At 71.5% G+C, this 24,400-nt stretch carries 14 protein-coding genes; 3 read left to right on the top strand and 11 right to left on the bottom strand.

Features of this window, described 5'->3' with window-relative positions:
• Positions 1-480: hypothetical protein (locus tag Aph01nite_RS30300; RefSeq protein WP_204044448.1), on the top strand; the 480-nt coding region annotated here is incomplete at its 5' end.
• Positions 481-528: 48 nt separating this feature from the next.
• Here the strand turns inward: Aph01nite_RS30300 and Aph01nite_RS30305 are convergent.
• The 5 genes from Aph01nite_RS30305 to Aph01nite_RS30325 are packed head-to-tail and all read right to left on the bottom strand — an operon-like array spanning position 529 to position 12,631.
• Positions 529-1,476, bottom strand: a complete 948-nt coding sequence (locus Aph01nite_RS30305; protein ID WP_204044449.1) for a methionyl-tRNA formyltransferase — start codon at positions 1,474-1,476, stop codon at positions 529-531.
• A gap of 43 nt (positions 1,477-1,519) precedes the next feature.
• Complete coding sequence (locus Aph01nite_RS30310) at positions 1,520-2,791, bottom strand: MFS transporter (protein ID WP_204044450.1); 1,272 nt, start codon at positions 2,789-2,791, stop codon at positions 1,520-1,522.
• 43 nt (positions 2,792-2,834) lie between these two features.
• A complete protein-coding gene (locus Aph01nite_RS30315; protein ID WP_204044451.1) occupies positions 2,835-3,032 on the bottom strand; it encodes an MbtH family protein in 198 nt (65 codons plus the stop codon).
• An 18-nt stretch (positions 3,033-3,050) separates the two neighbouring features.
• Positions 3,051-7,646: a non-ribosomal peptide synthetase gene (locus Aph01nite_RS30320; RefSeq protein WP_204044452.1), complete on the bottom strand. Its 4,596-nt coding sequence runs from the start codon at positions 7,644-7,646 to the stop codon at positions 3,051-3,053.
• Positions 7,643-12,631, bottom strand: coding sequence for a non-ribosomal peptide synthetase (locus tag Aph01nite_RS30325; protein WP_204044453.1), 4,989 nt, complete (start codon positions 12,629-12,631; stop codon positions 7,643-7,645). Before Aph01nite_RS30325 ends, Aph01nite_RS30320 begins: the two co-directional genes overlap by 4 nt.
• An 848-nt stretch (positions 12,632-13,479) precedes the next feature.
• On the opposite strand from Aph01nite_RS30325, the gene argH reads away from it, so the two are divergent.
• Both argH and Aph01nite_RS30335 read left to right on the top strand, forming a co-directional pair.
• Positions 13,480-15,018: an argininosuccinate lyase gene (gene argH / locus Aph01nite_RS30330; protein WP_204044454.1), complete on the top strand. Its 1,539-nt coding sequence runs from the start codon at positions 13,480-13,482 to the stop codon at positions 15,016-15,018.
• The gene (locus Aph01nite_RS30335) at positions 15,015-16,193 is read left to right on the top strand and encodes an argininosuccinate synthase (RefSeq protein WP_204044455.1); all 1,179 of its coding nucleotides are present in this window, start codon (positions 15,015-15,017) and stop codon (positions 16,191-16,193) included. The genes argH and Aph01nite_RS30335 overlap by 4 nt, the downstream gene beginning before the upstream one ends.
• Here the strand turns inward: Aph01nite_RS30335 and Aph01nite_RS30340 are convergent.
• The 6 genes from Aph01nite_RS30340 to Aph01nite_RS30365 are packed head-to-tail and all read right to left on the bottom strand — an operon-like array spanning position 16,174 to position 24,382.
• On the bottom strand, positions 16,174-17,691 hold the full coding sequence (locus Aph01nite_RS30340; protein ID WP_204044456.1) for a sugar ABC transporter ATP-binding protein: 1,518 nt from the start codon (positions 17,689-17,691) through the stop codon (positions 16,174-16,176). The genes Aph01nite_RS30335 and Aph01nite_RS30340 overlap by 20 nt on opposite strands.
• A gap of 1 nt (position 17,692) precedes the next feature.
• A complete protein-coding gene (locus tag Aph01nite_RS30345) occupies positions 17,693-18,841 on the bottom strand; it encodes a sugar ABC transporter substrate-binding protein (RefSeq protein ID WP_204044457.1) in 1,149 nt (382 codons plus the stop codon).
• Positions 18,842-18,882: 41 nt separating this feature from the next.
• Positions 18,883-19,827, bottom strand: a complete 945-nt coding sequence (locus Aph01nite_RS30350; protein ID WP_204044458.1) for an ABC transporter permease — start codon at positions 19,825-19,827, stop codon at positions 18,883-18,885.
• Positions 19,824-20,465 (bottom strand): isochorismatase family protein, encoded by a 642-nt coding sequence (locus Aph01nite_RS30355; protein WP_239162099.1) that lies wholly within the window; start codon positions 20,463-20,465, stop codon positions 19,824-19,826. Before Aph01nite_RS30355 ends, Aph01nite_RS30350 begins: the two co-directional genes overlap by 4 nt.
• Positions 20,462-22,324 (bottom strand): hydantoinase B/oxoprolinase family protein, encoded by a 1,863-nt coding sequence (locus Aph01nite_RS30360; RefSeq protein ID WP_204044459.1) that lies wholly within the window; start codon positions 22,322-22,324, stop codon positions 20,462-20,464. The genes Aph01nite_RS30355 and Aph01nite_RS30360 overlap by 4 nt, the downstream gene beginning before the upstream one ends.
• A 3-nt stretch (positions 22,325-22,327) precedes the next feature.
• The gene (locus Aph01nite_RS30365) at positions 22,328-24,382 is read right to left on the bottom strand and encodes a hydantoinase/oxoprolinase family protein (RefSeq protein ID WP_204044460.1); all 2,055 of its coding nucleotides are present in this window, start codon (positions 24,380-24,382) and stop codon (positions 22,328-22,330) included.
• Positions 24,383-24,400: the final 18 nt, after the last annotated feature.

The following is a 24,400-nucleotide window of genomic DNA, read 5'->3' on the forward strand; positions in this document are numbered from 1 at the left end:
GGCTGCACCTTCGCCCCGGTGACCGGCAACGCGCAGACCTCGATCACCGCGGTCGCGCCGAGCCGGCAGCCGCTGCTCTCCACGGTGTGGGCGCTGAGCCCGAACCTGCGCACGGCGGAGGCGCTGGCCCGGGTGCAGGCCACCGACACCCGCTTCGACGGCGCGGACAACTCCGCCGCCAACGGCGCGCTGTCCCAGTCCGAGGCCTCGGCCGTGTTCTTCCTGCCGGTCACCCAGCCTCGTACGCTCCGGGCCGAACTCCTGGCCACCACCCTCAACCTGGCGACCCGCAGGATCAACGCGGGCACCGAGGTGCAGACGATCACGATCCAGCGGCTGGGGCTGGGGACGGTGGGCGACGCCGTCCGCTACGTCCAGGCCACGCTGGCCCAGCCCCCGACCCTGGGGAACCTGATCCGCTACACCGACGCGACCCTGGTCCTCACGGAGATCAACTCGAACCTGGCGGAACGCTACTGATCACGTCCGGGTGCGCACACGCGCACCCGGACCAGCACGGGCCCGTGATCACGGATGGCTGGTGAGGTAGCCGCCCATCGTGCGGAAGAACTCGGCCGCGCGATGCTCCCGCCCGTCGTCGGTGCGGATCCGCCGCAGCACCACCCCGAACTCGGTGCCGTTGCGCGCCCCCGGACCACAGACGATCGCCACGCCGTCCCCGTCCGGGCGGAACACCCGTCCCGGCGTGCCGCCGAGACGGAGTTTCGACACCGACGCGGCCAGGATCCGCACCCGCTCTCCGTTGAAGTACGCGAACGCGTTGGGATACGGATCCACCTGCGCCCGTACGAGGTTCACGATGTCCTTCGCCGGCCAGGTCCAGAGGATCCTGCTGTCCTCGGCCGACCGTTTGTGGAAGAACGTGGCGCCGGCCGGGTCCTGCTTGACCCAGTCCGTACGCCCGGAGTCGATGAGGTCGATGGCCTCCAGGGTCATCGGCGCGAACAGTCTGATCGTCTTGTGGAACAGGTCGGTGACGGTGTCGTCGTCCCCGACCGGGACCTGGCGCTGGAGCACGATGTCGCCGAGGTCGAAGTTCTCGTTCATGAAGTGCACGGTGACGCCAACTTCGCGCTCCCCGTTGATCAGAGCCCAGTTGAGCGGCGCGAACCCCCCGTAGCGGGGCAGCAGCGCGTCATGGATGTTGATCGCGCCGTGCTTGGCGAGGCCGTAGATGCGCGGCGCCACCCAGGTGCGCCAGTCGGAGGAGACCAGCAGGTCGGGCTCCAGCTCGCGCAGGCGTTCGGCGACCTCGTCGTCGTTGGCGTACCGGCGTTCCAGCACGGGGATGCCGTGTTCAGCCGCGAGGTCGGCGACCGAGTCGTTCCAGATGGTCTCGTACGCGTGGTCGCTGGTGGGATGGGTGATCACGAGCGGGACCTCGTGCTCCGACGTCAGCAGGGCCTCCAGGACCCGGTGACCCCACGTCTGGTACCCCATGAAGACAAGTCGCACGCCCTCTGTCCTTTCCGTTGGTGAAGCGGGGCCTGCCGGAGGGTTACGCCGTCTCCGCCGGGCCCGTGCGCAGGGTCCTGATCTCGCGGGTGAGCAGCAGCGGCAGGCACACCAGGACCGCCACGAAGCCGAGCGCCCACAACATCGGCCGCACCCCGAAGGCGTCGCCGAGCGCGCCGCCGATGGCCGCGCCGAGCGGGAGCGTGCCCCACACCGCGAACCTCATGGACGCGTTCATCCGGCCCTGCAGCTCGGTCGGGGTGATCGCCTGCCGCAGGCTGATCTGGTTGATGTTGTAGACCGAGATCCCCGCCAGCTGGATCCCGATGGCGACGGAGATGAGCAGCGAGCCGAGGCCCGGCCCGGCCGAGGCGATGAGCAGGATCGGCAGCACCGCCAGCAGCGCCGCGCCGATCAGCGTCGCGCCGAGACCCAGCGTCCTGACCACCCAGGCGTTGACGAAGGCGCCGAGCAGGGCGCCCGCGTTGCCCAGGGTGAGGATGAGCCCGAGCGTGCCGGCCGACAGGTCGAGGTCGTTGAGCGCGAACACGACCAGCAGCGCGCTCAGCGCTCCCCCGAGCCCGATCAGGTTCATCAGCCCGGTGCACATGGCGATCGCCCGCAGCGTACGGTTCCCGAAGACGAACCGCAGCCCCTCCCCGATCTCGGCGGCCATGTTCCGCCGGGTGGCGGGTTTCGGCGTCGGGTCGGGACGATGCCTGATCTGGCTGATCAGCACGGCCGACAGCAGGTAGCTGAACACGTTGATCAGCAGCACGAGCGGCGCGAGCAGCACCTGGAGGAGCAGGCCGCCGAAACTCGGCCCGCCCAGGTACGCGATGGACCTGGACACCTCCAGCCGCGTGTTACCCGCGGGAATGTCCTCGGTGTCGACCACCGACGGCAGGTACGCCTGATCCGCGATGTCGAAGAACACCGTCTGGATTCCGACCAGCAGGCCGACGACCAGCATCAGCGGAATGCTCAGCAGATCGAACAGGAAGGCGAGCGGCAGGGCCGCCAGCACGACCATGCGCCCGACGTCGGTGAAGATGAGGGTGCGGCGCCGGTCCCAGCGGTCGACCCACACCCCGGCGGGCAGCGAGACCAGCAGGAACGGCAGGGTCTCCGCGGCCACGAGGAGGCCGACCTGGGTCGTGGACGCGTCGAGCACGGTCAGCGCGATCACCGGGATGGCGAAGAAGGTGATCTGCGAGCCGATCTGGCTGACCGTCTGGGCCGCCCACAGCAGGGTGAAGTCCCGGTGCCGCCAGAGACTGCGCCTGCCCTCGACGGGCATGGCCTTGCTGTCCATATGGGGGGTGTCCCTTTCTCCGTCGGTTCTCGTCGGTGCCGGCTCAGCCGGCGGCCAGGTGCTCCCGCAGAGAGCGCGGGCGCATGTCGGTCCACAGCTGCTCGATCCGGTCGAGGCAGGTCTCGCGGTCGCCCACGGTGCCTTCCTCGCTCCAGCCGAGGGGCAGCTCGCGCCCCACGGGCCAGATCGAGTACTGGTCCTCGTCGTTGCGTACGACGCGGTAGTGGGTGGCGTCGGTCATGACACTCCTAACGATCTGTCAGTGGGGTGCGCGTGTTACGGGCGACAGGTCGGCGACCGGCCGGTCCAGGCCGTCCGCCCAGGCGTCGAGCACGTCTCTGACGTGGTGCAGCAGTTCGACCGCGCGTTCGTCGGACACCAGTTCGCGGTAGTAGCTGACCTTCAGCAGCAGGGCGGGGTCGGGCCAGACGACCAGCCGCAGGGTCTCGTCCCCGGCCGCGCCGTTGGCGATCGGGTTCCAGCCGGCGAGGCGGGACTGGAGCCGTCCGTCGAACGGGAAGTTCTCGACGACGATCTCGGAGTCGTAGAGCCGGTCGGCGTCCTCGACGCCGCACCAGCGCTGGACGTCGAGCGGGGAGACGTATTCGAAGCGCGTCGCCTCGGCGTGCTCGTGCTGGAGTCCGCGCAGCCAGTCGAGGCCGGTGGCGCCGGGATCGAGCACGACCCGGCAGGGCAGGCGGTTGTTGACGCAGCCCACGATGTCCTCCGCGCCGCCGACCGCGCCCCCGACCGCGCTGGCGCGGCCCGAGACGACGGTGCCGAAGACGAGGTCGCCGCCGCCGAGGGCGTGGCCGAGCGCGATCGCGTACGCGCCCTGCATCAGGGTGTGCAGGGTCAGGCCCGCTTCGGCGGCCCGCCGGTTGAGCAGCGTGGTGCGTTCGGCGGGCAGCCAGGCACGCTGGTCGGCATGGGTCGCGCCGCCGTCGTGCGAGCCTGGGCCCAGACCGCCGGCGACCAGCCTGGGCGTCACCCCGGCGAGCCTGCGGTTCCAGTAGGAGCGGGCGGCGGCGAGGTCGCGTTCCTGCCACCAGCGGGCGATCACTCCGGGATCCGGGCGGGCGGCCAGGGTGACCGGTTCGCCGGAGCGGAAGCCGTCGTGCAGGTCGAACAGGTCGCGCAGCAGGGCCGAGAAGGACCAGCCGTCCAGGTTGAGGTAGGAGTAGTCCCACACCAGGTAGGCGGAGCCTGGCCCGGTGTCGAACACGGTGAGTTCGACCTGGCAGCGGCGCAGGGGGTCCATGGGGGTGCTCCGGATGGCCGCCAGGTGCCGGTTGACGGCCGCGACCACGTCCGCCGGGCCGAGGTTCTGCCGGTGTACGCGCAGCGCGGCGTTGCGGTGCACGACCTGGAGGTCGTTGCCGTCGAGGGTGTGGAGCGAGGTGCGCAGCGCCGGATGGTGTTCGACCAGGGCGTTCCACGCGAGGATGAGCAGGTCCACGTCGACGTCGGTGCCGCTGACGTCGAACGCCTCGTAGACCCGGTACATGCCGGGCCGGGGATGGTGCCGTAGCCGGTTGAGGCCCCAGCGCTGCATCGGCCCGGCCGGTTCGATGCGCTCGGCGTCGAGCAGGGAGGCCAGCAGCGCCGACCAGTTCACGCCGTCGATGCCGAGATGGGCGGTGTCGGGCAGGCGGAATCCCCGGGAGGCTGCCGCCTCGGGCCGGCTCACTTCCGGCGTCCAGGTACGGCCGAACGCGGCGGCCAGTTCGCGTACGGTCTGGTGGGCGAACACGTCGCGGACGGTGAAGGGCATCCCGGCGGCTCTGGCCAGGGAGACCACGCGGATGCTGGAGATGGAGTTGCCGCCGGCGGTGAAGAAGTTGTCGTCGGCCGTGACGTCCCGGCGTCCGAGCACCTCCTGCCAGATGCGCAGCAGCGCGGTCTCCCCGTCGTCCAGGGGCGCGGCCTCAGGGGCCGGTCCCTGACCCCGGTGGTCCCGGTTCGGTTGCGGCAGGGCGCTCGGCACGAGTTTGCCGCCGGCCGTACGCGGGAGTTCGGGTAGTTCGATCAGGTGGGCGGGCACCTGGTAGCTCGGGATGCGTTCGACCAGGAACCGGCGGAGGCCGCCGAGGTCGAGGGTGCCGCCGGGGCGGGCGATCACGTAGGCGATCAGCTCGTGGGAGCCGTCGGTGCGGGCGGCGCGGACGACCACCTCCTCGACGTCGGGGTGGGCCGCGATGGCCACCTCGACCTCGCGGAGCTCGACCCGGTGGCCGCGTACCTTGATCTGGCCGTCGACCCGGCCGACGAAGCGCAGCACGCCGTCGGTGTCGACCTTGGCCCGGTCCCCGGTGCGGTACATGCGCGCGCCCGGGACGTCGCAGAACGGGTCGGGCAGGAATCGTTGCGCGGTGGCGGCGGGCAGGCCCAGGTAGTCGCGGGCGATGGCCGGTCCCGCGACGTACAGTTCGCCCGCCAGGCCCGGCGCGACCGGCCACATCTCGGCGTCGAGCACGTAGCCGCGCATGCCGCGCATGGGCAGGCCGATGGGGACGACGGGTCCGAGCCGGCCGTCGTCCACCGAGCCGGTGTGGGTGATCGAGGTGATGAGCGTCTCGGTCAGCCCGTACGCGTTGACCACCGGCACGTGGGTGCGGTCGGACCAGCGTTTGAGGTCGGCCACGTACCCCGCTTCCGCGCCGATCACCACCAGGCGCAGGCTCGGCGGCAGCGCGCGGGGGCGGCGTTCCAGGTCGCGGGCCCATTCGGCCCAGTAGGAGCTGGTGAAGTCGGCCAGGGTGCCGCCGCCGTCGGCCAGCACCCGCTCCAGATCCACCGGGGCGATCTTGTTGTCCGCCAGGAGCAGCACTCCCCCGCCGGAGCACCAGACGGGCACGGTCTCCTCGAAGCAGACGTCGAAGGTGAGCGCGGAGAACTGGAGGAACACGTCGTCGGCGGTGATCTCCAGCCGTTCGGCGAAGATGCTGGCGTAGAAGGCGAGCGCCTCGTGGGCGACCGCGACCGGTTTGGGCAGCCCGGTCGAACCCGAGGTGAACAACACGTACGCGAGCGAGTTGAGCAGCGTCGTGGGTTCCTCGCCGTCGGGGCCATCGGGGCCGTCGTCGGGGCCGCCCAGGTCGAGCCAGGCCAGGCCGGTGGTGTCCGTGTCGAGACGTTCGGTGATGTCCTTGACGGCCTCGGGCGACTCGACCAGCCCGAGGCGGACGTCGGCGGCGGCCGCCATCGCGCGGAGCCGCTGGTCGGGCAGGGTCAGATCGAGGGGGACGACGGCGGCGCCCGCGTACCAGGTGCCGAGGACGGCGATCACCCAGCCGATGCCGCGGGGCAGGGCGAGCAGCACGGTGTCGTCCGGTCCCGCGCCCGCGGCGCGGAGGCGCGCGGCCAGCCTCCTGGCCCGCTGGTCCAGTTCTCGGAAGGTGTACTCGTCGCCGTGGTGGGTGCGGGCCGCGACCGCGTCCGGGGTTTCGGCGGCCCGCGCGGCGAACTGCACGGTCACGGGAACCCGGGTCGGGAGCACCGGCCGGTCGGCCCGTACCGGTCCGTAGAGGAGGCTTCCGCCGCCGCCCGCGTCCAGGTCGCGCGCCAGCCGGTCGTCCTCGCCGTCCACCAGCGACTCCAGCACGGCCAGGTACGCCCCGGCCAGCGCCGCCACGGTGCTCTCGTCGAACAGGTCGGTGCGGTACTCCCAGTCGGCGATCACGCCCCGGGCGGTGACCTCCACCCCGAGGCCGAGTTCGAACTTGGCGTTCGTGCAGGGTGTCGGCATGCGTTCGGCCGTGACGCCGTCCCCGAACCCGGGGGTGACCACGTCCAGCTGGTCGAGGCCGCACACCGTCTGCACGATCGGCGCGTACGCGGTCGAGCGCGCCACCCCCAGCCGGTCGACCAGCTCCTCGAAGCCGGCGACGCCGTACCGCATCGCCTCCAGCACCCGGCCGCGGACCTGGTCGAGCAGGTCCCGTACGGTGTCGGCCGGGCCGACGCGCAGCCGCAGCGGGAGCGTGGTGACGAACATGCCGACGGTGTCCACGTCGTCCATCGACGCCCGCCCCGACGACGGCGAGCCGATCACCAGGTCCCGCTGCCCGGTCAGCCGGGCCAGCAGCACCGCGTACGCGGCCAGCACCACCATGTACGGCGTGACCCGCCACCGCCCGCACGCGGCGAGCAGCCGCTGCCACACCTCCGGCGGGACCTCCCGGCGCAACGCGCTGCCCGCGCTGCCGCCGCCTTCCGGCCGCGGCCGGTCCGCCGGCAGGTCGAGGACCTCGGGGGCGTCCCGCAGCAGGTCCTCCCAGTAGCGCAGGGCCTCCTCATGGCCGGGCGGCGCGCCGGTGTCCCGCCCGAACCAGGACGCGGGAGCGGGAAGCACCTCCGCCATCCCGTTGTAGAGCAGCCCGAGGTCGCGGTAGAGCACCCGCAGCGACAGCCCGTCGCACACCAGGTGGTGCACCACCAGGACCAGCACGTGCTCCTCGGCGGACAGCCGCACCAGGACCGCCCGCAGCAGCGGGCCCCGGGACAGGTCGAACGGCCTGCCCACCTCGGTGGCGAGCCTGGCCTCCGCCATCTCCCGGGCGGTGTGCGGCGAGTGCGAGAAGTCCACCACCGGCATCGCGAGCACGACCGGCCCGGAGTCCTCCAGCACGGCCTGCTCGCCCGGGACGACGTGGCAGCGCAGGATCGTGTGCCGGTCGAGCAGGGCCGTCAGCGCCCGGTGCAGGAGGCCGGCGTCGAGCGGGCCGCGGATCCGCAGGGAGGTGTTGATGTGGTAGAGCGCCGCCCCGCCGTCCGGCTGGACTTCCCGCTCCCACTGTTCGCCGAACCAGAGGCCGAGCTGCGCCGGGGTCAGCGGCGCGCGCCCGCCGCTCATGCCGGGACCTCTTCGGCGGCGAGTCGGCCGACCAGTTCGGCGACCGTGGGGTGGGCGAAGAAGTCGGCGACCGGGAGGTCCAGGCCGGTGGACTCCTTGACACGGTGATGGATGCGGAGGACGGCGAGCGAGTGCCCGCCCAGCAGGAACAGGTTGTCGTGCCGCTTCACCTCGGGCACGTTGAGGACCTCCGCCCAGATGCCGCTCATGGTCCGCTCCAGCTCACTCCGCCCGGCCGCGTCCCCCGTGTCCCCCGTGTCCCCCGTGTCCCCCGTGTCCTCGCCGGGGTCGTCGGGTACGGGATCGTGGGAAGGTTCCGGCAGGCGGGCGCGGTCGATCTTGCCCGATGTGGTGAGCGGGATCTCGTCGAGGACCACGTACGCGCGCGGCACCAGGCCGGAGGGCAGTTTGCGCGCGGCGTGCGCGGCGAGATCCTGCGGCGTGGGGGGTTCGGCGGTGGCGGGGCGCACGTACGCGACGAGGGTCTGCGCGGGGGCCTCGCCGCGTACCACGACGTAGGCGGCGGCGACGGCCGGGTGGGCGCCGAGCACCTGCTCGATCTCGCCGAGTTCGATGCGCAGGCCGCGGATCTTGACCTGGTGGTCGCGCCTGCCGAGGTATTCGAGCCTGCCGTCCAGGGCCCAGCGGGCGCGGTCGCCGGTCAGATACAGGCGTCCACCCGGGCGTGCGCTGTGGGGGTCGGGGACGAATCGTTCGGCGGTGAGGCGGGCGCGGCCGAGGTAGCCGTCGGTGACGCAGTCGCCGCCGACGGCGAGTTCGCCTTCGACGCCGCGCGGCAGCAGGTGCCCGTCCGGGTCCAGGACGTGGGCCTCGACGCCGGGTCCGGGCTCGCCGAGCGGCCAGGGGCGGCCGGGGTCGGCGGTCACGGGGCCGCCGGTGACGAACACGGTCGTCTCGGTCGGGCCGTAGAGGTTGCGCACCATCGGCACGCCGGCTTCCTCGAGGGTCCGTACGAGCGGTTCGGTGCCGGCCTCGCCGACGAAGTTGACCGAGCGCACGCCCGCCGGGACGGCGGTGTCGCGCAGGAGTTCGGCCAGCATGCTGCCGACGGCGTTGGCCTGCGTCGGGATCAGGCGTTCGGGGAGTGACCGCAGCGCGAACAGGTCGTCCACGAGCACGATCGTGCCGCCGGCCGCCAGCGTCGGCAGGATCTCGTGGACGGAGACGTCGAAGGTCAGCGCGGTGGCGGCGAGCGTGCGCGCCATCAGCCCTTCGGGAGTCTCCGCGAGCGTCCAGCGGACGAAGTAGTCGAGGTTGGCGTGCGTCACGCGGACGCCCTTGGGGCGGCCGGTGCTGCCGGAGGTGTACATGACCCAGGCGGTCGAGGCGGGATGCGCGGGCCGGAACGGGAGGTCGGCGGGCTGGAGTTCGCTGACGTCCAGCGCCTCCCACTCCCCCGGCGGCAGCAGGCAGGCCGTCTCGGGCTCGACCAGGACCTGGCGCGCCCCCGAGTCCCCGAGCATGTACGCGATGCGGTCCGCCGGATGCGCCGGATCCAGCGGCAGGTACCCCCGCCCGGACAGCAGCACGCCCAGCAGCGAGGTCAGCGCCGCCGGCGTGCGCCGCATCAGGAGGCCGATCGGCGCGTCGGAGCCGGCCCCGTCGAGCAGCCGGGCGACCGCCCCCGCCCGCCCGGCGGTCTCCGCGTAACTCAGCGTCCCGTCGATCGTGCTGATCGCGGGCGCGTCCGGGGTGCGGGCGACCGCCTGGGCGAACAGGTCGGCGAACGCCGCCGCGGGTTCGGCGGGCCGTCCCGTGCCCAGGGCGAGCAGCCGGTCCCGGCTCCGCGGGCTGACCAGGTCCACCTGGCTGAGCCGCGCCCCCGGGTCGGCCGCCATGGTGGCGAGCAGGTGCAGGTAGCAGTCGGCCACCTCGGCGATGAACTCCCGGGCGAACAGGTCGCTGTTGTACTCCCACAGCAGGGTGACCCGCCCGTCGAAACGGCCGTCCGCGCCCGGTTCCGCCTCGGCTCGCGGAATGACGACCACGTTGAGGTCGACCTTCGCCGAGCCGTTGTCGCGCTCGTAGACCGTCGCCGAGCAGCCCGGCAGTTCCAGGTCGGGCATGCGGGCGTCGTTGGCGCTGAACATGACCTGGAAGTAGGGGTTGTTGGCCGGGTCCCGGTCCGGGTTGAGGGCGCGGACGAGCTCCACGAAGGGGAACTCCTGGTTGGCCGTGGCCGCCCGTACGGTCTCGCTGCCGCGGCGCAGGAGTTCCGCGAAGGTGGGGTCGCCGCCCGCGTCGCAGCGGAGCACGACCGCGTTGACGAACATGCCGATGACGTCCTCGGTCTCGGCCGGCTGGCGGTTACCGAACGCGGAGCCGACCGCGAGGTCGTCCTGCCGGGTGTAGCGCCACAGGGTGGCGTAGAAGCCGGTGAGCATGGCGCTGAAGAGCGTGGTGTGGTGGGTTCTGGCGAGTTCCCTGAGCGCCCCCACGGTGCGCGCCGGCACCTCCAGCCGTACCATGCCGCCGTCGAACCGCTGTGGCCTGGAACGGGGTTTGGTGGTGGGCAGGGACACCGCCGGGGGGCTTCCGTCCAAGGTGGCGGCCCAGTGGTCCCGCTTGTGGCGCATGCCCTCTCCGGCCAGGGCCTTCTCCTGCCAGCGCGCGTAGTCGGCGTACTGGAACCGGATCTCCGGCAGTTCTGAGCGCTGCCCGGTGACCTCGGCGGTGTAGGCCGCGCGCAGTTCCCGCATGAGCAGCCCGAAGGACCAGCCGTCGTGCACGAAGTGGTGCTCGACCAGGATGATCTCGTGCGTGGCGGGGCCGAGCCGGACCACCGTCCAGCGCACCAGGGGCAGCCGGGCGAGGTCGAACGGCGTGGTCATGTCACGGACGACCAGCTCTTCCACCCGGGCGCGGTGCTCGGACTCCGGCAGATGGGACAGGTCGACGAGTTCGACCGGCATCGGCCCTTCCGCGTGTACGCGCTGGAACGGCACCCCGTCGTCGTCGTGGAAGGTGGTCCGGAAGATCGACTGACGCGCGGTGATGACGTCGACCGCGCGCTGCAACGCGTCGAGGTCGAGGTCACCGACCACCCGCATCGTCGTCTGCGCGTGGTAGGCGATGTTGCCGGGGGCCAGCCGGTTGAGGAACCAGACCTGCTGCTGCTGCGCGGTCAGCGGCACCCGGTCGTCGTCCCCGCCGCGCTCCATCGGCGGCAGCGCCGAGACGGACCCGCCGCCCTGATCCACGAACGCGGCCAGCAGCGCGATCGTCGGATGCGCCATCAGGTCGGCCACCGTGATCTCGGCCCCCCAGCGTCCCCGGATCCGGTTGCCGATCTGCACGGCCGCCAGGGAGTGCCCGCCGAGGTCGAAGAAGGAGTCGTCGACGCCGATCCGCTCGACGCGCAACGTCCGGCTCCACAACGCGGCCAGCTCGATCTCGGTGGCGGTCGCCGGCGGGCGGAACGGCACGTCGTCGGCCCGCTGCCACAGCTGCGACTTGGGCAGCGCCGCCGCGTCGATCTTGCCGTTGGGCAGCAGCGGGAGGGCGTCGAGGACGACGAAACGGCTGGGGATGTGCCCCGCCGGAAGCGAGGCCGCCAGATGGTCGCGGAGCTGACCGGCGGTGGGCACACTGTGCGAGTCGACCGGCACGACGTAGGCGATCAGACGGGTGTCGCCGTCGGTCTCCGCGCGGACGTGGGCGGCGGAGATCTCGGGGTGGGCGCTCAGGTGCCGGACGACCTCCTGGGGGTGCACGCGCTGCCCGCGGATCTTCACCAGGTCGTCGGCCCGGCCGAGGATGCGCAGCACGCCGCCGGCGTCGAGGACGCCTCGATCGCCGGTGCGGTAGAGCCGCGCTCCGGGCCTGCCCGACCGGGCATCGGGAATGAACCGGTCCGCCGTGAGCCGGGGGTCGCCGCGGTAGGCGAGCGCCACGCCCTGCCCGCCGATGTGGACCTCACCGGGCGTACCGGCCGGAACCGGGTCCAGGTTCTCGTCGAGCACGTGCACCTCGGTCCCCCGGATGGCGGTGCCGACCGGCAGGACCGACCCCTCCGCGTCGGCCGCGCTCAGCGCGTGGGTCGTCGAGGTGATCGTCGTCTCGGTCAGCCCGTACGCGTTGACCGTCTCGACCTGGCTGAACCGCCGCCAGGCGGCCAGCGTGGCGGCCCGGCCCATGTCGCTGCCGACGACCAGCAGCCGCAGCCACGGCGGCACCGCGCCGGCGCCCTGATCGAGGTCGCGTACCCACTGTTCCCAGTAGGGCGTGGGGAGGTTGGCGACCGTGATCCGCTCCCGGTCGAGCACCCCGGTCAGTTCCTCGGTGGTGATCGCCGACGTGGGCGCGAGCACGAGGGTGGCCCCGGCCAGCAGCGCCGGGAAGATCTCCTCGAAGGCCACGTCGAAGCCGATGGCCGCGAACTGGAGGACCCGGTCCTCGGCGGTCAGCGCGTAGGCGGCCCGCATGGCGGCGGCGTGCGCGCCGAGCGCGCGATGCGGGATCTCGACGGCCTTCTGCGTTCCCGTCGTGCCGGAGGTGAACAGCACGTAGGCGAGCTGTTCGGCGTGCGGGACGGTGAAGCCCCCCTCCCCCGTTTCGGGGACCAGCGGCACCCCGGCCCGCTCGGCCACGGCGGCGCCCGCCGGGTCGGTGAGGCACAGGTCGGCGGCGGCGAGCACGCGCAGCCTCCGCTCGACGGGCAGCTGCGGATCGACCGGCAGGAAGGCGGCGCCGGACAGCAGGACGCCGAGCAGCGAGACCACCAGCTCCTCGCCCCGGGGCAGCATGACCGCCACCACCGTCCGGCCCTCTGTCCGGCCCTCTGTCCGGCCCTCCGGCCCGATCCGCGAGGCGACCCGCTGGGCCCGTTCCTCCAGCTGGCGGTAGGTCAGTTCGGAAACGCCGGCCCGTACGGCGACACGAGCGCCGCCGGCCCGTAACGACTCGGCCAGCGCGGCGCACAGAGAGTAGGGGGGAACTTCGGCGTCGCCGTCCTTGGTGTGCACACAGCCTCCCAGATCGTCAACCGTGCTCGATGACGCCGGGTCGTGAGGACGGCACGCATGGCTCAGCGTGAGCCGTACGCGGCGTCGAACCGTCTCACCGGGCATCGGCGAACCGCACGCCGAACGCGTGGACGCGCCTTGACGGATTTCCGTGGCATCCACTCGCCGAACTGTGCGTAAGAACCCGGATTGACATGGACCATTGTGGTCCGAGCTTCGCTCCGGTCGCGCCGAGGATAATGTCCGGATCACCTATGTGATCGCCCGGCACTATCATTTCCCGTGCCACAGCAGAACACGAGCGATCGCGGGCTAACAAGCCCATGATACCCTTTCGTTATTATTGCCAGAGGTCGGAATAGGGCCTTGAATACCTTTAAAATTTCATGTATGCATTCCGCGCGAGCCTCGACCGGGCCTCGGAGGACGCGATGGCAACCGAATCGGACACACGATACGTTTTTCCCATAAAACTACCGCATTGACTGAAAGATTCAGAGCCCTGAGGCCTCCGAAAGCTCCGATCGGAGGCCCGGCGAGGGGTTTGCCGCCCAGGTGAGAGAGCGTGTTCACCGGGGAGATCGCATCCCCGCCGACCGCCGCACGGCCCGGAGCAGGACGCCGGCGAACATCAAGAATTTACCGATCGTCTATTGACCAGGACACATTGCCGGGGGATTATGCAGGCGTCACCGGACCGATTCAAACGGGGATTGCAGCCGACATTGCGTTTCTGAATCAGTCGTGCCATTTTCGGGGAATTAATAACATGAATGACAATGACCGTCCCCGGAAGTGAATAACGCTGGTCAGGGCCCCGGGATTCTACGATCAAAGGGGACGGGCAGTTGACCGACAAGTTATGGGGCGGCCGCTTCGACGAGGACATCACGCAGGATGTCCTGGACTACACCCTCACCGTGGACGTGGACGTACGGCTCGTCTTCGCGGACCTGTGGCAGGACATCGCGCACGTGCTGATGCTGGGCGCCGGCGGGATCGTCCCCGGCGAGGTCGCGCGGGCCCTGCTCGGCTCGCTGCTCCAGCTGTGGGAGCAGAACGAACGCGGGGAGCTGCGGCTCCGCCCCGAGCTGGAGGACGTGCACTTCAACATCGAGCAGATGGTCATCGAGGAGCTCGGGCGCGAGATCGGCGGCCACCTGCAGACCGCGCGCTCCCGCAACGACCAGGTGTCCACCGACACCCGCATGTACCTGCGCCGGGTCCAGCTCGACGCGGTCGCGGCGAACCTGGACCTGATCGGCGTGCTGCTGGCCTTCCCCGAGGAGGAGCTGCTGGCGATCCTGCCCGGCTACACCCACAGCCAGGCCGCGCAGCCGATCTCCGTCGCGTTCTGGAAGACCGCGCACGCGAGCATGCTGCTCCGGGACGTACGGCGGCTGCGCGACGCGTTCGGCCGGACCGACGAGTCGCCGCTGGGCGCGTGCGCGCTCGCCGGGACGTCCTTCCCGCTCGACCGCGAGCTGACCGCCCGGCTGCTCGGCTTCGGGCGCGTGCTCAGCCACGCGCTGGACGCCACCAGCGCCCGCGACTACCTGATCGAGAGCGCCGCGGCCTTCGCGATCGGCGGCAACACCCTCTCCCGCATGGCCGAGGAGGTCGTCATGTGGAGCGGGCACGAGTACAGCCTGGTCGAGGTGTCCGACGCGTACGCCACCGGCAGTTCGATCATGCCGCAGAAGAAGAACCCGGTCGTGGCCGAACTGGCCAGGGGACGCGCGGGACGTACGGCCGGCACCCTGGTCCAGCTGCTCACCATGGCCAAGGGCGTGACCCTCGGATACAGCTGCGACCTCCAGGAGGACAAGCCGTATCTGTGGCACGCCATCGACGCCTACCTGTCCACCCTGCGCATCACGGCCGGGCAGACCCGGGGGCTGCGGTTCGACAGCGCCCGCGGCGAGGAGCTGTGCTGGGACAACTTCTCCACGGCCACGGAACTGGCCAACCACCTGGTCGCCGAGCGGGGCCTGGCCTTCCGCGAGGCGCACCACGTCAGCGGCGCGCTCGTCTCGGCCCTGCTCAAGCGGGGGGCGACGCTGCGGGACACGGCGGCCGGGGCGGAGATCCTCGCCGGGCTCGGGCATCCCGTGGCCGAACCCGTGCTCGCCAGGATCTTCGCGCCGCGGAACGCGGTCGCCGGGTACGTCAGTCCCGGCGGCACGTCACCGGCGAGCGTCGGCGCCGTACGCGACGAACTGAACGAGGCCGTGGCCGGGCACGCCGCCTGGCTCGACGAGACCCGGCGGAGGATCGGCGACGCCCAGGCGGCCGCCTTCGACGCCGCCCGCGAGGTCGCCGGCGGAGCCGACCTCGGCAAGGCCCTCGACCGTATCCTTCCCACCCTTAACGGAGGCCTGTCATGAAGATCGTTCTGGCTTACTCGGGCGGTCTCGACACGTCCGTGGCCCTGCACTGGCTCAAGCGGCGGTACGACGCGGAGATCATCGCGTTCTGCGCGGACATCGGCCAGTTGGAGTCGCTGGAGACCGTGAAGGAGCGGGCCCTGCGCACGGGCGCGTCCAGCGTGTACTTGGAGCCGCTCACCGACCGGTACCTGACCGATTTCGCGCTCCCCGCCCTGCAGGCGCACGCACGCTACGAGAACAAGTACCTGCTGGCCGCACCCCTGTCCCGGCCGTTGATCGCGCAGCGCATGGTGGAGATCGCCCACGCCGAGGGCGCCGACGCCGTCGCCCACGGCGCCACCGGCAAGGGCAACGACCAGGTGCGCTTCTACACCAGCGTGACGGCCCTCGACCCCCGGCTCCGGGTGCTCGCGCCGGTCATCGACTGGGAGCTGACCAGCCGCGAAGCGGAGATCGCGTACGCGACGGAGCACGGCATCGACGTGTCGGTGAGCAAGGAGAAGCCGTACAGCATCGACACCAACATCTGGGGCACCAGCATCGAGTGCGGTGAGCTGGACGACATCCACCAGCCGCCGCCCGGCCACGCCTGGCAGCTGACCGCCGACCCCAAGGCCGCCCCCGACCAGGCCGAACAGGTCACGGTGGGCTTCGAGGGCGGCGCGCCGGTCTCCCTCAACGGCGACAAACTGGACCTGGCCGAGCTGGTGAGCGCCCTGACCGGGATCGCCGCCCGCCACGGCGTGGGCCGCGTCGACATCGTGGAGAGCCGCGTCGTGGGCTTCAAGACCCGGGGCATCTACGAGGCGCCCGCCGCGACCGTGCTGATGGCCGCCCACGAGGAACTGGAAGCGATCATCCTCGACCGCGAGACCCTCCACTACAAGCAGGGCCTGGCCCACCGCTACGCCGAACTCGCCTACTACGGCTACTGGTTCTCCGACCTGCGCCGCGCCCTGGACGGCTTCATCTCGACGTTGCAGCCGCAGGTCACCGGCGAGGTCACCCTGGAGCTCTACAAGGGAACCCTGAGCGTGGTCAGCCGCCGCTCCCCCAACTCCCGCTACAGCGACTCCCTCGCCACCTACGAAGCCGGCGACACCTTCGACCACCAGGCAGGCGCGGGCTTCGCCTACGTGTGGTCCCTCCCCCTCAGGGGCTCGGCCCGCTGACCGCAATTGCGTACACCGCCTCGGCGAGGCGTCTGGGGGTGAGTTCGGGCTTCTCGATGATGCGGACGCAGCGACCGGCGCGGAGGACGTGGACCCGGGCGCAGAGGTGGGCGAGGTCCTCGTGTTCCACCGTGGACATCAGGACCACCGCCCCGGACGCGGCCGCCGCGGACAGCTGCGCGAAGATCTCCCGCTTGGCGCCGACGTCGACGCCCTGGGTCGGCTCGTGCAGGGCCAGGACCTTGGGGGCGCCGAGCAGCCACTTGGCCAGCATGACCTTCTGCTGGTTGCCGCCGGACAGGTAGCGCAGCGCCGACTCCGGCCGGCGGGGTGAGATGTCGAAGCGTTCGGACTGTTCCGCCGCGACCCGGCGTTCCCGGCCGCGCCGTACGATCCAGCGCAGCCGGGTGAATCGGGACAGGGTGGGCAGTGTCAGGTTCTCCCGTACCGTCAGGTTCGGGGCGGCGCCGGATCGGGCCCGGTCGGCCGGGAGCAGGGCCAGGCCGCGGGCGATGGCCGAGCGCGGGGTGAGCGGCGGGAGCTCCGCGCCGTCCAGGACGATCCGGCCGCCGGACGGGACGGCCCCGGTGACGAGGTAGGGCACCTCGTCGTAGCCGGAGCCGGGGAGCCCGGCGAAGCCGATGATCTCGCCGGGCCTGGCGGTGAAGGACAGGTCGTCCACCGCGCCGCCGCGCAGCCCTTCGACCGTCAGCAGCGCGGCGCCGGCCGGCTCCTCCACGGCCGGGTAGAGCGACTCGGCCGACCGTCCGAGCATCAGTTCCAGCAGGCCCCGCTCGGTCGAGCCGGCCGCGTCGACGACGGCGACCAGTTCGCCGCCGCGCAGGACGGCGACCCGGTCGCACAGGTCGCGCACCTCGTCGAGGCGGTGCGACACGAACACGCAGGACGCGCCGTCGGCGGCCAGGCCGCGGAGCACGCCGAAGAGGCGCAGCACGCCGTCGTGCGGCAGGTAGGCGGTCGGCTCGTCGAGGACCAGCAGCCGGTGCCCGCGCTCGGCGCCCTCCTCGATGTCGGCGAGCCCCCGGGCGACCGCCACCAGCGCCTTCTCGGTGACGGAGAGGTCGCCGACGCGGGTGTCCGGGTGCACGTCGAGACCGACCTGGCTCAGGTGCCTCCGTACGCGGTCGCGTTCCTGCCGCCACCGGACGCGCCAGCCGGTGAAGCGCGCGATGCGCAGGTTCTCCAGCACGGTCATGGACGGGACGAGCGCGAGATCCTGGTGGATGAAGGCCATCCCGGTGCGGGCCGGGCCACCGCCGAGGGAGTGTGTGACGTCCCGGCCGCCCAGCACGACCCGGGCGCCGCCGTCCGCGGGGTGGTACCCGGAGAGAATCTTGATCAGGGTCGACTTCCCGCTGCCGTTCTCCCCGATGAGGCCGAGGATCTCCCCCGGCCCCACGGAGAACGTGACGTCGTGCAGCACCCGGATGCCGTCGAAGGTCTTCGACAGGCCGGAGAGCTCCAGCAAGGCCGGCATGTCAGCTCTTGGTCCAGAGCGCCGGGAACTCGGTGCGGTAGTCGGTGGCGCCGTACCAGGCGAACTCGTCCTCGCCCTGGATCTCCGCGACGTTGGTGGAGTCGAAGATGCGCAGGCCGACGTGGTAGTTCTCGATCGGCGTGGCCCCGGCCAGCACCCGGAAGATCTGGTCGGCGCAGGCGTACGCCCACCACTCGTTGTGCCCGCCGACCTCCAGCTTCAGGCCGCTGGCCGGGTCCTTGAGCTGCTCGACGATGCCGGGGGTGGCGTTGAACGCGCCGACCTTCACCCGGGCGCCGGCGCCGGCCGTACGGATGGCGCCGAGGCCGGGCAGCGCCTGGCCGTCGTAGAGCGGCAGCAGGTAGGTGCGGGTCGGGTCGCTGTTGACGGTGGTCTGGAACAGCGGCCCGATGGAGGTCTCCCACTGCGGGATCTGCACGTCCTTCATGGTCATGTCGCAGGCCGGGCAGAGCCGCTTGACCTCGTTGAGCGTGCCCTGCGCCTGCGGCTGCGAGGCCGGCACGTCGTCGGAGCTGATGACCAGGCCCTTGGCCGTGCCCTGGGAGTCGGCGACCACCCAGTCCCCGATGATCTCGCCGACCTTGACGTAGTCGAAGGTGACCTCGGCGTCCTGGCCGGCGTCGAGCTTGCCGGGGATGCCGGTCTGCGCGCTGATCACCTTGATCCCGGCCGCCTTGGCCCGGGTGATCTGCTGCTGGAACAGCGACGGGGGCAGGGCGAGGAAGACGATCGCGTCGGCCTTCTGGGCGATGGCCTGCTCGAAGCCCTTGTTCGCCTCGTCCACGGAGCCCTTGGCGTCGACCACGTTGAGCTGCACGCCGGCGTGCTGCTGGAGCAGTTCGGTGACCTTGTCGGACCAGTACTTGAGCACCGGGATGGAGTTGGAGACGCTGATGTAGGTGACCTTCTTGCCGGACAGGCCGCCGATGGCGACCGGGTCCGACGGTCCCTGCCAGGTGGGTGGCCTGCGGTACTCGTCCACCGCCTTCTGTGCTTCGGCGACGCCGGCCGACGCGTCGGCGGCGACGGGTCCGGCGCTCGGGGTGGCGGCGGATTCCGGTGTGCTCTCGTCGCTGCATCCGGCGGCCAGCAGGGCGACGGCGGCGAGCACGACCACAGCCTTCTTCATGGGGGGCATAACAGGCTCCTGAGATCCAGGCGAGATGAAGGTCAGGCGAATCGGGGCAGCCGGCGATGGCCGGCCAGGTGGCTCAGGGTCACGGCGGCGACCAGCGACCCGCCGTAGAAGACCTGTTCCGGCCAGCCGGCGTAGCCCAGGTACTGCAGGCCGGTGATGCCGGTGGTCAGGAAGTAGACGGCGACGAAGGCTCCCCACGCGTTGAAGCGGCCCGGCACGATCGTGGTCGAGCCGAGGAACGCCGCGGCGAACGCGGGCAGCAGGTAGTAGGCGCCGGACTGGGGGTTGGCCGCGCTGTTGGTGCCGGCCAGCACGACCCCGGCCAGGCCGCTGAGGGTGGCGGTGACGACGAGCGCCCCGGCCCTGATGAGGTTCACCCGCAGACCGGCCAGGCGGGCGACCTCGCGGTTCTCGGCGATGAAGATCATGCGCCGGCCCAGCGGGGTGTGCTGGAGCACGAACCACGCGACCAGGCAGAGGACCAGCCCGCAGTAGAAGGGCGCGGGGATGCCGAACAGGAACGGGCTGGTCATGAACTGCACGGTCTTGACCGAGATGCCGGTGACGACCTTGGACTCGGTGACGCCGAGGGTGATGCCGGCCAGCAGCGTCCCGGTGCCCAGGGTGACGATGATGGACGGCACGCCGGCCAGCACCGACAGCGCGGCGTTGATCGCGCCGAACAGCGCGCAGACCAGCAGGGTGACGGCGATGGCCGGGCCGGGCGCCCAGCCCTCCCGGCCGTCCAGCACCGCGAGCAGGCAGCCGCCGAAGCCGACGACGGAGCCGACGGACAGGTCGAACTCCTGCACCGCCAGGGAGAACGTGACGCCGAGGGTGGCGATGAGGATGACGGTCTGGGTGCTGAGGATCAGCTGGACGGTGGACGTGGCGGCGAACGTGTCGGACCGCCACGCGAAGAACGCGACGACCAGGGCCCAGACGACGAGCACCGCGTACCGTTCGACGGTTTTCACGGGGTCAGTCGTTTCGTGACGGCCGCCTCGTCCCAGACCTCCGCGTACTTCGCGGCGAGGTCGAAGAGGCTGGCCTCGTGCGGGCCCGGATCGCGGTCGCCGACCGCCTGCCGTACCACGATGGGCACGTAGCCGTGCGAGATGGCGTCGACGGCGGTGGCGCGTACGCAGCCGCTGGTGCTCACCCCGCAGAGGACGAGCGTGTCGATGCCCTGGGAGGCGAGCGTGGCGCTCAGCGAGGTGCCGAAGAACGCGCTCGCGTACTGCTTGGTGATGACGAGTTCGTCCAGACGTGGGGCGACCTCCGGCATGATGTCGCCGAGGTCGCTTCCTGAGCCGGTGACGAAGTGCCGCAGCGCGCCGACCTTGCGGAAGAAGAGGCCGCCGTCGACGCCGCCGGGGCCGTACGCGACCCGGGTGTGCACGACCGGGACGCCCGCGGCGCGGGCGGCCGAGACCACCCGCGCGGCCGCGTCGAGGCAGTCCCGGCTGCCCATGTAGAGCTCGGCGCCCGGCTGGAAGTACGCGCGGACCATGTCGATGACGAGCACGGCGGGCCGGGCGCCCCAGTCCAGGGACTGCCCGAACCCGGCCGCGGCGTAGTCGTCCTCTATGCCGGAGTCCATGCCGGAGTTCATGCCGGCACTCGCGGGGTGGGCAGACCGGTCTCCGCCTCGCAGTTCGCCAGGATCTCGGCCAGCGGCGGCCCCATGTTGAACACCGGCGGCTTGGCCGGCCGCCCGGCCCGCAGGCTGCCGCGAAGCTCGCCGGTGGCGGCGGCGTCCACGGCGCCTTCGCGCAGGACGACGCCGTAGCGCCGCGCGCCGTCGGCGCTCACCAGGCCGCGCCTGACCTCCAGGGCGACCAGTTCCGGGTCGCGGGCGAGCGGGTCGCCCCAGCCGCCCCCGCCCCAGGTGACGAAGTGCAGCACGTCGCCCTTGCCCACGTGCACGTCGTGCACCTTGCTCGGGAGGATCTCCCGGCTGCCGTCGGCGCGGTCGATCCACTTGCGGCCACGCGCCCCGGGCTCGCCGCCGTTGACACCCCACGGGTAGGTGAGCCAGCGGTCGTCGTGGATGGCGATGGTGCCCGGCTGGAGGAACCGGTAGGCCACGTCGACGCCGTTGCCGCCGCGGTGCAGCCCGGCGCCGCCGGTGTCCGGCACGGTCTCCCAGCGTTCGATCCGCAGCGGGTAGTACGACTCCAGGTACTCGCACGGGATGTTCACGAACGACGGCCACAGCGAGTGCCCGTCGGGGCCGTCGCCGATCGGCCGGCCGGGGATGCCGCCGAACCCGATCGAGTAGAGCTGGAACCACTCGCCGGCGCGTTCGCCGTCCTCGTACGTGCCGGAGTACATGAAGTGCGGCGAGGAGGAGAAGCCGGCCGCGTTGAGCAGGTCCGGGTTCTTCTGCCCGAGCAGGCCGCCGAACAGGTCGAAGATGCGCCCGACGCCGTGGTTGCGGGCGTTGAGCGCGGCCGGGAAGTCCGGCTTCCAGAAGGACTTCTCCGGGATGTGCACGTCGATCAGCGGATAGAAGCCGTCGTTCCACAGGATCTGCGGATCGGCGACCGTGATCATGTAGATGCCGAAGAACATCCGGGCGAGGTTCTCGTTGAGGTAGTAGTTGATGGGCCCGGGCGACTGCGGCGAGCTGCCGGTGAAGTCCAGCAGCACCTTCTCCCCCGTACGGGTGAGCGACAGCGTCAGCTTGTACGGGCCGAAGCCGACCCCGTCGTCGCAGATGTAGTCGGAGAAACTGATCGTCTCGCCGTCCTCGAACACCGTCGTCAGCAACGCCTTCATGGCCTGGTAGTTGCGGTCCAGCAGCGCGTCGAGCGCGGAGACGTACGTGTCGGCGCCGAAACGCGCGCAGAGCTCCTGGATCCGCCGCGCCGCGGTACGGCAGGCGGCGACGATGCCGTTGAGGTCGGCCCGGTTCCAGTCGGGCTGGCGGACCTGGTTCAGCACGATGCGCAGCGCGTCCTCGTTGAGCTGCCCGCGGTGGTACAGCTTGAACGGAGGGATGACGACGCCCTCCTCGAAAATGGTGCGCGCGTCGGTCGGCATGGAGCAGACGGTCTTGCCACCGACGTCGGACATGTGCCCGAACATCGACGCCCAGCCCACGATCCGGCCCTCGACGTAGATGGGCATCACCACGAGCCAGTCGTTGGCGTGGCTGATCGCGCCGTCGCAGGAGTACGGGTCGGAGGTAAGCAGGACGTCGCCGTCCTCGATCGTGCCCTCGTACCGGTCCAGCAGCGCCGGGATGGACAGGCCGAACTGGCCGACCACCATGCGCCCCTCGGGGTCGCCGATGAGCGGGAACTCGTCGTGCTGTTCGCGGATGCCGGGCGACAGGGCGGTGCGGAAGAGCACCTCGTCCATCTCGTACCGGGCGTTGCGCAGGGCGTTCTCGATGATGTCGAGGGTGACCGGGTCGACGGGCACGCGCTGCGGCCGGGCGGTCGTGGTCTGGATGATCTCGGCCATCGGTCAGGCCTCCTCTGCGACGGGGCGGATCAGCAGGCTGCCGCTGGGGTGCACGGTCGCCGCGTGCCCGGGCAGGACGAGCGTGGTGGAGTCCATCTCGGTGACCACGGCCGGGCCGGCGACGACGTTGCCGGCCAGGAGCTTGCCGCGGTCGTACACGTTGGCCCGGGTCTGCTCGCCGCCGACGTAGACGGTGGTGGTCGTGCGCAGCGCGGCGGCGGGATCCTCGGTCCCCTGGGCCAGCGTGACGGCGGCCACGTGCGGGCGCGGCCCCGACACCGCGGCCCGGACGCTGACCAGTTCGTGCTCGTTCTTCAGCAGGAACGAGAAGAGGCGTTCGTGCTCGGCGTCGAAGGCCGCGCCCAGGGCCTTCAGCCCGCCGCCCTCGCCGTCGAACGCGGCGATGCCAGCCGGTACGGAGATCTCGAAGCCCTGGCCGTGGTAGCGGATGTCGACCTGGTAGGTGACGGTCTGCTCGTCCCGGGCGGCCCCCTCGGCCTCCACGGTGGACGCCGCCGCCTCGGCCAGCTCCTCGAAGATGGCGCGCAGTTCGCCGTCGGTGAGCTCGGAGAAGCGCCGGATGTACGTGCGGGCCGCCTCGTCGCGCAGGCTCGTGGTCGCGTCGCCGTACGCGCAGAGCACGCCGGGCGAGGGCGGGATGATGACCGGCCAGGCCCCGGTGAGGCGGCCGAGGGCGTTGGCGTGCAGCGGCCCGGCGCCGCCGAACGCGACGAGCGCGAAGTCGCGCGGGTCGTAGCCCTGCTGCACGGAGACCAGGCGCAGGGCGCCGAACATGTTCTCGTTGACGATGTCCACGATGCCCGCGGCCGCGGCCTCCACGCTGGGCAGGCCCATCGCCTCGGCGATGCCGGCGACGGCGGTCCGCGAGGCGTCCCGGTCCAGGGAGATCTCGCCGCCGGCCAGCTCGCCGGGCAGGTAGCCGAGGACCACGTTGGCGTCGGTGACCGTCGGCTCCCGGCCGCCCTTGCCGTACGCGGCGGGACCGGGGTCGGCGCCGGCGGACTGCGGCCCGACGCGCAGCGCCCTGGTCAGCGCGGGCACGTGGGCGATGGAGCCGCCGCCGGCTCCGACGGTGCGCACGTCCACCGAGGAGGAGCGCACGGTGAGATCGCCGACCCGGGTCTCCCTGCCGATCCTGGGCACCCCCGCCTGCACCAGCGCGACGTCGGTGGACGTGCCGCCCATGTCGAAGGTGAGCAGGTCGGTGTACCCGGCCTGGGCGGCGGCCCAGACCGCGCCGCTGACCCCGCCGGCCGGGCCGGACAGCAGCATCGACACCGGGTTGGCGGCGGCCGCCGGAGCGCTGGCGAGGCCGCCGTCGCTGCGCAGGATGTACAGCCGCTTGTCCAGCTTCCGCATCATGTTGTCGAGGTAGCGGGCGACCTGCGGCTGCACGTACCCGTTGGCGACCGAGGTGATGGTGCGTTCGTACTCGCGCAGTTCCGGCAGAACCTTGGAGGAGACGGAGACCGGGACGCCGGGGAGTTCCTCGGCGGCGATCGCGGCGATCCGCGCCTCGTGCGCGCCGTCCACGTAGGAGTTGATGAGCGACACGGCGAGCGCCTGGATGCCGTCCGCGCGCAGGCCGCGCAGCTTGACGCGGATGTCGTCCTCGTCGAGCGGGGTGACGATCTCGCCGTCGGCGCCGATCCGCTCGATCGCCTCGACGGTGTGCTCCAGCGCGGCGAGGGGTTCCGGTTTGGGCCAGATGATCCAGCCGGCCAGGCCGCCCGGCACGAACGAGCGGGCGATCTGCAGGACCTGCCGGAACCCGGCCGTGGTCACCAGGCCGACCTTGGCGCCCTTGCCCTCCAGGATGGCGTTGGTGGCCACGGTGGTCCCGTGCATGACCTGGCCGATCGACTCCAGGCTGGTCGAGGCGGCCGCGCAGACCTTCCCGATCCCGGTGAGCACGCCCACGGACTGGTCGTGCGGGGTCGACGAGGTCTTGGCGCGGAAGGATCGGCCGCTGTCCTCGTCGATGAGAAGAATGTCGGTGAAGGTGCCACCCACATCGACGCCTAACCTGTAACTCATCACTCCTCCTGTATCCGG

This window comes from Acrocarpospora phusangensis (assembly GCF_016862995.1).
Classification (GTDB): domain Bacteria; phylum Actinomycetota; class Actinomycetes; order Streptosporangiales; family Streptosporangiaceae; genus Acrocarpospora; species Acrocarpospora phusangensis.